Origin of the sequence: Flavobacterium restrictum, from assembly GCF_007097245.1 — a bacterium.
GTDB lineage: Bacteria > Bacteroidota > Bacteroidia > Flavobacteriales > Flavobacteriaceae > Flavobacterium > Flavobacterium restrictum.
This window is the reverse complement of sequence record NZ_VJZT01000001.1, coordinates 384,186-396,454: the sequence shown is the minus strand read 5'-3', so window position 1 is coordinate 396,454 and position 12,269 is coordinate 384,186. Positions and strand designations below refer to the sequence as shown.

Here is a 12,269-nt window from a genome sequence, read left to right as displayed (position 1 = left end):
TGCTTTTATGATTGTCAATATCTGAATCTATAAAAATTGATTTCATACATCTTTTATGTAATGTTAATCGAGTAATTCTTCGCATTCAAAACCTTTATCTTGCAAGAGTCTAATTACCGATTTGGTAATTTCTGTTTCACTGTCTATTCGTAAAATTTTGTCGCAATCATCAAGGTCAAAATTCCATTTTGCTTCTTTCAGTAATTCGTTTAAATACGGCTTTAATTGGTTAATGTCGTTTTCCATTTTTACTGAAGTTTTAAATACATAAATCATTTCCACATTTTTTTCAATTGTTATAATCCTTTTTTCCCTTCAAGCCAATAGCCTTGTGAATAGAATTTTCCTTTTGTTTTGTTTTTTAAAACTTTTCTGAAAGTTTGAACAGATTTTACGTTTCCTGTTATAGTAAAATTTGCTGTCTGCCATTCAGATGTTTGAATAATAGGCAAATCGATTATCCTTTTTTCATTTCTAAATAAGCCGTTTTTATTGAAAACTGTATAGTTTTCCAAGCCCAACAATTCAGGAACATTTTTATTTTCTTCGTCTAATTCAAAGTAGAATTGGAACTGATGTTGGTTTTGTTTCAAAACAGGAAGAAGCGAACAGGCAAGCCCTAACGAAGTTTCATCTCCAAATACAATCTGCTTTTTTACGCTTGGATCGTAAAAGTTTTTGCCTCTTGGCGGACTGATAAATATTTCATCGCCTATATTTAAGTTATTCAGGAATGTACTTCCAACTCCTTTTCCGTGAATATGAAGTATAATATCAAAAAATCCCTTTTCGATGTCGTGATAGGCAACTGTATAATTTCTATATTCTGTATCACTTACACGAATAACACTTGAATAGCCGATTTGAAAACTCCATTTTGATATATCTCCTTGAAAGCGTATTTTTTTGATGTATGGACTGATGTAATGCGTTTCTAAAACTTTTACATTGGGTAGCATTGTGTTTCCGAATAAATTGCTAACCCATTTTGGTATGCTCGAAATCATTATTTCTGAATTATCAATTACTAATAGTTTTTGAATGTAAAGGGTATTGTTGCTTGCCCAAAATCAGGCATATTTTCTGGGGTAGTAATACTTTCTTCTTCCGATGATTGAGCAAATGTTAGTTGTAAATCAGTACTCGGATCATAGGCAAGTTTTTGATTGTTGTTAACGTATTCACGCAATTCACTTTCATAATTACTGAATGCTTTTTGCAAATCGTATTTATGAGTAGCCAATTCTCCTGCCAAAACATAAGCACCAACCATTGCAACGGTTGTTCCCTGGCCAGTTGACAAAGACGCACTGTAGCCAGCATCTCCAACTAACACTACCCGCCCTTTTGACCAACTATCCATAATAATTTGATTGATAGAATCGAAGTAGAAGTTAGATGAGTCTTGCATATATTCCTTTATTTTCGGAATCTCCAATCCAATATTTTCAACCCTTTCATTTATCAGTTGCTTCTGCGATGCAATATCTCGATGGTCATAATCTATTGGTTTTTCACTGCCGAATCCCAGATACGTCCTTGCTTCGCTATTTTTTTCTTTAACTATATAGGTTGCAAGAGGAATGCCTTCATTTTCAAAAAACACTTCCCAATAGTCAAGATTAAGAAAATTTGGAATCGTAAATATCGCAACATAGTAGCCAAGATAACGGATGAACTGCTCGTCTGGACTGAAGACCATTTTTCGCACATTTGAGCGTAATCCGTCTGCACCAATAACAAGGTCAAAACGTTGAGGAGCTGCATTGGTAAATGTAACATCAACGCCTGTTTGATCTTGGTCAATTGATAGGATAGAATCATTAAAAATATACGTTACTTGATTACCAACCGTCTCAAAAAGAACACGGCAAAGATCGTCACGCAGTATCTCAACGTCAGGACTATCAAATCTGCCAGCGGTTATGGTGCCTTCGGTACTGCTAAAAGTCTCTTTTGCTGATAAAGCATCAACTACCGACATTCCTTTCAGTTTTGTACTGTTGTTGCGAATGGTATCTAAAATCCCCATTCGTTTAGCTACTTCCAATGCAGGACCTCGCACATCAAGAGCTTGCCCTCCTGCACGGATATGTGAGGCACGTTCTACAATAGTAACTTTAAAACCATATTTTACAAGCCAATACGCTGTGGTTAGCCCCGCAACACTTGCACCCGAAATCAGGATGTTTATTTCTTTATTTTCTTTTATTGTTTCCATTTTTATACGATTTATTTGTTGGTGCAAAGTTGCGACAACAAACAAGTGTAAACAATAGCAATAAAAAGGTAAGTTATAGACTAATCGTGGTTTTTGTTCCGAAAGGTTAATGCGGACATTCCTGTAACTTTGGTAAACAACCGTGAGAAATAATTGTATTCATCATAGCCCAATTCGGTTGCAATTTCCTTTACCGATTTACCAGAATGGTAAAGCAATCGTTTTGCTTCTAAAATAATACGTTGTTGAATGTGATAAGAAACAGAATGTCCAGTCGTGTTTTTGACGCATTCGTTTAAATAAGCAGTAGATACATTTAAGGTTTGAGCGTACTCTGTCGGTTTTTTGGAAGATATAAAATTACTTTCTAATAATGTTTTGAAGGCTTTGCTGATAATTTCAAATCGTGAAAGTGCGTCCATTGATTTTGATAGTTCTAAATACTGTGAAGCAACTAATGCAACTAACGTATTACAGCTATCTTTTAGCAAAGACTGATGTAATTTTTCATTTTTTCGTTCTGATAATTTTATACATAAAGTTACTGCTTCGGAAATAATGGAAAACGTTTCTTCATTTAAAGTCAATGGTTTTGCAGGTGTAATGTCTTCCAATAATTTCAAATATTCAGGATTCAGGTTTTCATTATTGATTGCCCAAAAACTGGCGGTTACATTTTCAAAAGGTCCCAAACGATGCACCTGATTGGGATGAATATAAATAACAGAAAATGATTTTGCATTGTACTTTTGAAAGTCAATTTCAAAAGAAAGATTTCCTTTTTCCAATACAAAGAATAAATGATAGTCGTCTCGATGTGATTGCTCCGCTACTTCAAAAGTTTGCAACTCTGTAATAGATGCTCTCCCGATGGCAATACCTGCACCAAACATATCTACCATCGTGTTTATTGGAATATGGTTTGACTTTTTAGGCATTAGAAGTTAAGTTTACTTTGTAAAGGTAGTTGTTTGAATTGTGAACTTGCAAAACTTTTTTATTTAGCTACATTTAATTGACTATGTATTTTAAACTTATCCCTCAAAACCTGCATATCCTCACTTACTTTCTTATCCAAAATCTTTGCATAATGCTGTGTGGTTTTAATATTAGTATGCCCCAGCATTTTGCTTACGGATTCAATTGGAACACCATTTGTAAGTGTAACAGTCGTCGCAAAAGTATGTCTGGCAATGTGGAAGGTTAAATCTTTTTGAATACCGCACACATCCGCTATTTCCTTTAAATAGCTATTCATTTTTTGATTGCTCAAAACTGGAAGTAATTTGTTTTCGTTTATACATTGTGGATGTGCTGCATATTTTTGGATTAATTCCTGCGGAATAGGGAGTAAGGGAATTCGTGAAGCGGTTTCCGTTTTTTGACGATGTGTAAATATCCATTTGCTACCATCGATACCAGTACTGATATTTAAAAGTGTCAATTGTTTTACATCAATGTATGCCAAGCCAGTAAAGCAAGCAAACACGAAAATGTCTTTGACTTGATTTAGTCGTTCGGTTACAAATACTTTCTCATAGATGGTTTGTATTTCTTCTTGTGATAAAAATTCTCTTTCGACTTCACGGATTTTTACTTTGTAATTTACGAAAGGATCTTTGTCTAACCAGCCATTAGAAATACAAAGTTTAACAATCTTCTTAAAATTCTTAATGTATTTGACTGCTGTGTTGTTGGCACATTTTCGAACACTTCGCAAAAAGAATTCATATTCTGTTATAAATGCGTGGTCAATATCCTTTATATCAATATCCGAAGCGGAATATTTCCATTGTATAAATTCGATTGTGTGTTTCAAAGATGTTTTATACCGCTCTAATGTTCCTGGTGCAAATTCTTGGCCAACTAAAGTTTCAACTTTATCATTATGCTCTTGAAAAATGGGAACCAACATTCTAGCTCTTTGTTCCGTTCCTTGTAATTTAGACTTTAAACTAGATGCAGTGGCAGTAATTTTGTCTTTCATTATGGAATGATGTGCATCGTAAACTTGTTGCTCTAATGTTTTCAAGTAAAGGTTTAAAGATTTTACCTCATCTGAAGAGCCGGAAACCTTTTGGAGTTTGTTGTCCCACTTATCAGGTTGAATGTATCTTTTGGAAGCAATTTCTTTTGGCTTTCCATCGATAGTAATTCTCAAATAAATTGGAGCGGTACCGTTGGCTTTGATTTTGCTTTTCTTTACAAAGAAAAGCAGGTTGAATGTTTTGTTCATAATGTGGCGACTTTAAGTTTGATAAAATTATACATCTTAAACACTTCCTACAAGATGTTCAAAACGTGAACACCTTATTATACAAGTGTTTCAGCGATTTCTAGTGACCTATTTGAGTTTATGCAAATAGGTCACTAAATAGGTCACTGAAAGAATACCATTTAATGAACTTTGTTGGTATAGTCACCAATAAAAAAACGCTGTAAAACATAAGTTTTACAGCGTTTTAGCCTTTTTTGTTTTTCTACTGGCGGAGAAAGAGGAACAAGCACCTACTTTTTCTATACTTATCAAATCTTACTAAAACAGTCGTTAACCCTTGTAAAATAAGGGTTTTTTAATATGTAATAGTTAAGTAAAATTAAGTAAATTATATATAAATATAGTCAATGTGGGGATTATGTGGGGATTATTTTGTATCTTTAAAGTGTTGAAAAACCTAATAATTCCGTACCAATGGCAACTATTAACTACCTCATTAAAGGAGAAAAAAACGCAACAAATATACTTTTGCGTTTCAAAAATGGCAGAAAATGCGATTTAACAGCTACAACAGATCTAAAGGTTGAACCTAAAAAATGGAGTGCAGCTAAACAAAAAGTCAAACTTACTGCTGCTGACACTACAAAAGACGAAGTTAATCAAAAACTTTCAGAACTTGAAAAATTCATATTTGATGAATTCAATTTTGATAATAGTAAAGGCGAATTCATAGACAAGTACTGGTTAAGAAAAAAGATTGCCAATTTCTTCAATAGACCTATTGACGAAACAGCTGTAGACCAGGTATTTTTTATACCTTTCATTGAAACCTTTATTAAAAATGCACCAACAAGGATAATCAAAGGCAAAAACAAGGTCATTGCCAAAGGAACTATTACAAAATATACAACAACACAACATAAGCTAGAAGAGTACGAAGAACGCTTTAAAACAAAGCTAAAATTTACTGATTTAGATTTGACTTTCTATGACAAATTTGTCAATTTCCTTTCGCAAGAACAAAATATAAATTTAGGTACCATTGGAAACTACATTGGCACACTAAAAACCATTGCCAGAGACGCAAAATTAAAAGGATTGCCGGTTCATATACATATTGAGCATCCAAACTTTTTTGTACCTAAAATCACAGCAGATAGTATTTATTTAAATGACAATGAAATCAACAAAATTTTCAATCACGATTTTGAAGGAGTGGAACGACTAGAAAACACAAGAGATTTGTTTATAATTGGTTTGCGAACTGGATTAAGAATATCAGATTTTTTAAGATTGAAAGATGCCAATATTAAAAATGGCTACATTGAGATAGAAACACAAAAAACAGGTCAAACAGTTACTATTCCTCTGCACACTCAAGTCAAATCAATTTTAGAAAAAAGGAATGGTTTTCCTAGAACAATTTCTGACCAAAAGTTTAACGAACACGTAAAAGATTTATGTGAAGTTGCAGGATTTAAAGAAAAAGTTCAAGGATCTAAAATCAATAAGAAAACGAAAAGAAAAGAAGAAGGAATGTATCATAAATGGGAATTGGTTACATCACATATTTGTCGTCGCTCCTTTGCAACTAATTTATATGGCAAATTAGATAATCTTACTATTATGGCAATCACTGGCCATCAAACAGAAACCCAATTCTTGAAATACATAAAAATTACCAATACAGAAAAAGCAGATAAACTCAAAGAATACTGGAATAAACAAAACGAGGAACAGGATTTTGAAGAGAAAAAAATGAAAATAGTAAAGTAAGGTAAAGTTTAATATATTTAAGGCATATTTTTTATCTATGAAAAACGTAAATTCATTTATTAAACTATTGGGCGAAAACTACTATTTCGATTTAATTATTGATACTCAAACAGAAGGGATCGACTTTTCTAAATATCATTTACCAGTAAACTATCAAAATAATTATTACTACGAATTAAGAAGCAACGGAATTCATTTGAAACGTAGAGAAATAATAAATAAAATAAAAAGTCAATATCAAGACGCCTTATCTGAAATTTATATTAACCTATCTTCACAAGACCCAGAGAATTTTGATGCTTTTTTAATATTTAATATTGAAGCTATAAAATTGCGATTAAAAATTATCAAAGCAGATTTTTATGTCGATAGTAAGCAATCAAGATATTATTCGGTAATAGATGATAACCCAGCAACACAAGATTTAGAAACCTATTATTTATCAAAAACAAAGAATGATGAATTTGAAATTGATGACCAAGTATTAAATTTAATTTTAAATTCAGATTTCAAAAAAGTTGAAAGTTTGTACTATATCGGTACATTATATGAACGTTCAAAAGCATTAAGTTTTTTACCTCTTTCATTATTTAATATTGGTCATAATTTTATTATTCAATTAATGAAAATTCAACAAATAGTGAATGATTTAAAAGAAGAAAAACAAGTTAATCCAAGAATAAAATGGAGTGGCAAAAAAACTCATATTGGCTATTTTTTGGGAACATTAGCAATAAATGGTTTTATTGATGCTCCAAAAAATAAAAACGGAGAAATCAATTTTACTGCTTATGCTAAACTAATTAAACAAAATTTTGATGTTGAAGTAGATCAAGATACGTTAAGAAAATACCTCAACCCTGAAGACGATAAACATCAAGAAAATAAAAATTCTTTTGATAAAGCAAAATCCCATATACCTAACATAATTGAAGTAAGTTAAGCCGTTCCGGAACGTTGAGGAACGTTTGCTAAAACATAACCAACCTTACTTTGTACCATCAACAACGATAAAATATATCAAGATGGAACAAAGTAAAATGACACAAGTATTCGGAATTTCTCCCGAAGAATTCAAAGAAAGCATCTTGATTGATGTTAGAGCAGAGATTAAATCTTTAGCTCAAAATTTCCAACCCATTACACCGCCAGAGTATCTCACTCGACAAGAAACAGCCACGATACTAAAAGTATCTTTGGTTACACTTTCCGATTGGAACAAAAAGAAAATCCTCAATCCGTATAGACTTGGAAACCTCATCAGGTATAAGCGTTCCGAAATTGAACAAGCTTTAATTAGTATCAATCCTAAAAAAGCATAACGATGAGCCACCCATTTCAAGACAGCTTAAACAACATTGAAAATCGTTTGGAAGAGCTAACCAAATTGGTTACTAAAAAGCAAGAAAAAGTATTCGACAAAGTAATTATTGACAATGACGAGTTTCAAAGACTGTTTAAAATTAGTCCTGGTACAGCTTCCAATTGGAGAGAGAAAGGATTGATTGCTTACAGCCAAATGAACAATAAAATTGTCTATAAAATAGAGGATATTAATACAATGCTTGACAACAACTATCGACCATTTAAAAAGCAACTATAATTTTTTTTAAATGCCGTTAGATTATCTAAAATGTAAAATCCTTGACGATGAACTTATACAACAAGTATGGGACAATCCTTTATTGGAATTTCATAGCAAATCTGAAAAGAGATACAATGATGTGATATATGAAACTATCACTAGAAAATTTGAAAATTTGTTTTTTACAAAGCATCAAAACCGATTAGAAATTAGTGGAAGTGTTCATTATTTTTTTAATAATGATTTACACAATGCCGATGATTTTTATATTGAAGATTGTATCGAAACTATTTTTTACATCAAAGAACTTTTTAAACTTGATTTAGAAAAATGTTTTTTAGTCAATTTAGAATACGCTGTAAACATCAATCCAATTACGAATGTTCCTGATTTAATCCTTAACATAATCTATCACGAAAAGCGACAATTTGCAAGACATCCAAAATATTTTTATTGTAAACAAGCCGGATTAGAAGCATATAAACAAGTAAAAGTATATGATAAAGGTGTGCAATTTCCAGACTATTGTAATTCCAATACTTTTAGATTTGAAGTAAAAACAGGACAAGCAAAATTCATTCATAGACTTGGATTGTTTACACTTCAAGACTTAACTTATTTCGATAATTACGACATTCTAATATCATCTATACTCAAAGAATGGGATAATGTTTTGCTATTCGATTTATCAAAAGACATTGATATTAAATTTTTTAACACCCATTTTTGGGAAGATATTATAAAGAACGGAAGTCGAAACAAATTCAACAATCAAAAGAAACTATATTTTAAAAAATTAGGTGCTAATAATTTACACTCCAACATCAAAAAAATCATAGAACGAAAGACCAAATATTTAAAATGTGTGCATATTCCAACTATTATAAACTTGGAAACTGCACAGGTGAAGATTTTGTTTTAAAAATAAATAAAAAGCATATAATTAAGTTTTAAAATATTATTTTTGATCATTAGTCAAAAACTGACAAAAACAACTTTTCTACTTTTATGATTATAGACAACGAAAATCAAAAGCTTAAAGTCCACGAATGGATAACAAAATATAATGAAGAGGGAACACTAGATGTAGTTACTGGTTATTTTACAATTGGAGCATTGGCATATTTGTCTAAAAGTACTAATGATAAAATTGAAAACTATCGTTTTGTTTTGGGTGATATTGTAAATTTTGATAAAAAGATTAAAGCACTCGATTTATTAAATGAAAGCATCGATATTGACACCTCTTTTCAGTTAAATAGATTAGCTAAAGAAGCAGTTAGTTTCCTTCAATTAGATAAAGTTGTGGCTAAAACGCTTGAGCCTAATTTTTGTCACGCAAAATTATATTTAAAAAGTGCTAAAAATGATGATAGAAACCATTATTTTATTTCTGGAAGTTCCAACCTAACAGAAGCAGGTATTGGTCAAAAAACAACAAGTAATGTAGAATTAAACATTGCAGAAACAGGTAATAACAATCAGTATAAAGAATTAATAGAATGGTTTAATGATTTATGGAATAGACCTCAAGCACATTCTAAAAAAACATTGATTGATGAAAATGGTAAACTTTCACAAAAAGATTTTAAGCAATATCTAATAGACGAAATTTCAAAACTTTTTGAAGTTTATACTCCAGAGCAAATTTATTATAAAATCTTATTTGAATTATTTCACAAAGAACAGGACAATCCAGAAGTTGAAAAACAATTAATAAAATTAGAAGATACTGTTGTTTTCAATAAACTCTATGATTTTCAAAAAGGCGGTGTAAACAGTTTAATTAGGATGTTGAATAAATACAACGGAGCTATTCTTGCTGATGCCGTCGGTTTGGGTAAAACTTGGAGTGCTTTGGCTGTTATGAAATCATTTCAGCACAAAGCAGATGTATTGTTGCTTTGTCCAAAAAAATTAGAACAAAACTGGAAGCAATACATAAAAAAAAACAATTCTATTTTTGAAGAGGATAAATTAGATTTTGATGTAAAATTCCATACTGATTTAAGAGTAGGTGGTTTTAATGATAACTTCTTGCAATACTTATTAAATGATAAATCCAAGTTACTTGTAATAGACGAAAGCCATAATTTAAGAAATGACAAGTCCAGTCGTTACAAATACTTAATTGAAGAGATATTACAACAATCAAAAGGAGATATAAAGATACTTTTACTTTCGGCAACACCAATCAATAATTCATTCAAGGACATTAGAAATCAATTCAAATTGATGACTAAAGGAGAAAATACAGGGTTTAAGGAAACTTTAGATGTAAATAATATCGAGAGCACATTTAGGGAAATACAAACAGTATTTAATAAGTGGAGCGCGGAACCCGGAGCAAAGCTATCCGAATTCCATAGCAAAATAAAAGACAGTGCTTTTTTTAGATTAACAGATCATTTGTTGGTAGCACGAACTCGTAAAAATGTAAAAGCTAATTTTGACAATTCACTTACATTCCCTATTCATAAAAAACCAATAAACATATTCAAAACTCCTTTACAATTTGGAGATGTAGAAAACTTTGCTGAATTTATGGATAATTTCAAATTGAATTTATCGGCATACCAACCGTCTTATTATACAATTTCCAAAGAAGAACGAAAAAGACTAGCAAAAGAAAAGGCTGAAAAGAAGAAAAAAGGAATTAAAGCAGAGAAAGATGAAGTTCTAAAGAACGATGTCCAAAGAGAGCATTTCCTTGTGAAAATGATGATGATTTTAATGCTCAAACGTTTAGAAAGCTCTTGGTATTCGTTTCAAATTACGGTTGACCGAATTTACAACCATCACGAAAATGCTATTAAAAAAATCAATCAATACCAAGAGCTTAAAGAGAAGCAAACTATTATAATTGATGAGGTAGAATTCATAAATGACATTTTAACTGAGCAAGACGAAGAGGAATTAAGATTGTTAGATAGTCTTTCTTTAGGCAAGAAAACAGCAATAAGTTTAAAATCTATTGATGATGCTAATAACCTCGATGATTTCAAAAAAGCAATTAACAAAGACAAAATTATTTTAGGTAACATTCGTAGAGCTTTATTAGAATTTGAAGAAAAATTCAAACCTGAAAAAGAACTAAAGTCTATTGACACTAAATTAGACGAGTTATTGGCTATTATTATTGAAAAGCAGAAAACAAGCAATAAGAAAATTGTTATTTTTTCTGTTTATAAAGATACTGTTGAATATCTATTCGACCAATTGACTGCTAGAGGTTTTACCCATTTTGCAATGGTTTCAGGGGATGAAAACAAAGTTTGGAATGAAACAAAATCTAGCAAAAAACACGAAAACGTATTAGAGCGTTTTGCACCTTATACAAAATTATTCAAAGAAAAAAACTGGACTAATTTTGTACCAACAACTATTGAACTAACAGATAAGGAATGTTATCAAGAGTGGCAAAAATACATTCAAGAAAATGAAGCAATGACATTCAATAAACTGGAAAATCAAATTGATATACTCATTGCTACAGATGTATTAAGCGAAGGACAAAACTTGCAAGATGCTGATATGGTTATCAATTATGACATTCATTGGAATCCCGTTCGTGTGATTCAACGTGTTGGGCGTATTGATCGTATTGGTTCGCCAAATACCAAAATACAAACCATAAATTTTTGGCCAGCAAAAGATATTGATGGTTACATCAGATTAAAAGAAAGAGTAGAAAAAAGAATGGCGATAATGAAAATATCAGGTTCAGAAGTTATTGATGAATTTACAGATGAATTTAATGAATTAGCGGAGGCAGACAAACTAGAAGACCAACAAAACGCCAATATGTTACGACAAATGGAAACAACAATGCAAGACATTGATGGCGAACAAACATTAGGATTTGATGATTTTTCTTTTGACAATTACCGTCAGCTATTACAAAATATGCTAAACCAAAAGAAAAAGGAATTTGAAAATATGCCTAATGGTGTTTTTTCTGGAATTAAAATTGAGAATAATCCCGAAATGCAACCAGGTATTATATCGCTCTTGGGTTATCCTGCACAAAAAAAATACAATCCGGAAACCAATTATCTATCTTACGAGTTGATTTATATTGATTTGCAAGGAAATCAAATTTCAAACAATCAAAAGGTCATTTTGGAGCAACTTAATAAAAACTATACTTTACCAAGAGCTATTGACCCAAAAATTGAAAGTGGAGATACTGAAGCCATTAAAATATTAAGTAATGCGTTGAAAAATTGGATAAACAATCAAGCTAAAGCAGAAAAAGAATTAGAAGACGGCACTAAAATAGAAGTAATATCAAATGCAGGTTTAGATTTAATCAATAAATTAAAAACCAATCCGAAACAAACGCTCGAAAAACTGAAAATTGAAGGAAACGTTTCAAAGAAATTTAATTTTGATAATTTTGATCTAATTACTTGGTTAATAATAAGCTAATATGAACTTACTACAAGATTTTAAAAACAAACCATTTA

General features: G+C 31.1%; 11 protein-coding genes. 6 read left to right on the top strand and 5 right to left on the bottom strand.

The annotated features are described in order from the left end of the window. Window positions 1-63: 63 nt before the first annotated feature. From FNW21_RS01645 to FNW21_RS01625, 5 genes are all read right to left on the bottom strand, one after another. Window positions 64-246 (bottom strand): hypothetical protein, encoded by a 183-nt coding sequence (locus FNW21_RS01645; RefSeq protein WP_235889571.1) that lies wholly within the window; start codon window positions 244-246, stop codon window positions 64-66. 50 nt (window positions 247-296) lie between these two features. Next, a complete protein-coding gene (locus FNW21_RS01640) occupies window positions 297-1,007 on the bottom strand; it encodes an FAD-binding oxidoreductase (protein WP_144254986.1) in 711 nt (236 codons plus the stop codon). A gap of 20 nt (window positions 1,008-1,027) precedes the next feature. After that, entirely contained in the window at window positions 1,028-2,221 is a 1,194-nt protein-coding gene (locus FNW21_RS01635; RefSeq protein WP_144254985.1) for an FAD-dependent monooxygenase, read from the bottom strand. Between the two features lie 80 nt (window positions 2,222-2,301). Further along, the gene (locus FNW21_RS01630; RefSeq protein ID WP_144254984.1) at window positions 2,302-3,159 is read right to left on the bottom strand and encodes an AraC family transcriptional regulator; all 858 of its coding nucleotides are present in this window, start codon (window positions 3,157-3,159) and stop codon (window positions 2,302-2,304) included. Between the two features lie 59 nt (window positions 3,160-3,218). Then, window positions 3,219-4,457: a site-specific integrase gene (locus FNW21_RS01625; protein WP_144254983.1), complete on the bottom strand. Its 1,239-nt coding sequence runs from the start codon at window positions 4,455-4,457 to the stop codon at window positions 3,219-3,221. A 456-nt stretch (window positions 4,458-4,913) separates the two neighbouring features. Here FNW21_RS01625 and FNW21_RS01620 point away from each other — a divergent pair, with 456 nt between their 5' ends. The 6 genes from FNW21_RS01620 to FNW21_RS01595 all read left to right on the top strand — a co-directional run bounded on the left by FNW21_RS01620 (window position 4,914) and on the right by FNW21_RS01595 (window position 12,231). Then, window positions 4,914-6,215, top strand: a complete 1,302-nt coding sequence (locus FNW21_RS01620; protein WP_144254982.1) for a site-specific integrase — start codon at window positions 4,914-4,916, stop codon at window positions 6,213-6,215. A 37-nt stretch (window positions 6,216-6,252) separates the two neighbouring features. Next, entirely contained in the window at window positions 6,253-7,158 is a 906-nt protein-coding gene (locus FNW21_RS01615; RefSeq protein WP_144254981.1) for a hypothetical protein, read from the top strand. Between the two features lie 82 nt (window positions 7,159-7,240). Continuing rightward, window positions 7,241-7,537, top strand: a complete 297-nt coding sequence (locus FNW21_RS01610; protein WP_144254980.1) for a helix-turn-helix domain-containing protein — start codon at window positions 7,241-7,243, stop codon at window positions 7,535-7,537. Window positions 7,538-7,539: 2 nt separating this feature from the next. Further along, window positions 7,540-7,818: a helix-turn-helix domain-containing protein gene (locus tag FNW21_RS01605; RefSeq protein WP_144254979.1), complete on the top strand. Its 279-nt coding sequence runs from the start codon at window positions 7,540-7,542 to the stop codon at window positions 7,816-7,818. A gap of 10 nt (window positions 7,819-7,828) precedes the next feature. Next, a complete protein-coding gene (locus tag FNW21_RS01600) occupies window positions 7,829-8,722 on the top strand; it encodes a hypothetical protein (protein WP_144254978.1) in 894 nt (297 codons plus the stop codon). A gap of 86 nt (window positions 8,723-8,808) precedes the next feature. Then, complete coding sequence (locus FNW21_RS01595; protein WP_144254977.1) at window positions 8,809-12,231, top strand: helicase-related protein; 3,423 nt, start codon at window positions 8,809-8,811, stop codon at window positions 12,229-12,231. The last annotated feature ends 38 nt before the right edge of the window (window positions 12,232-12,269 follow it).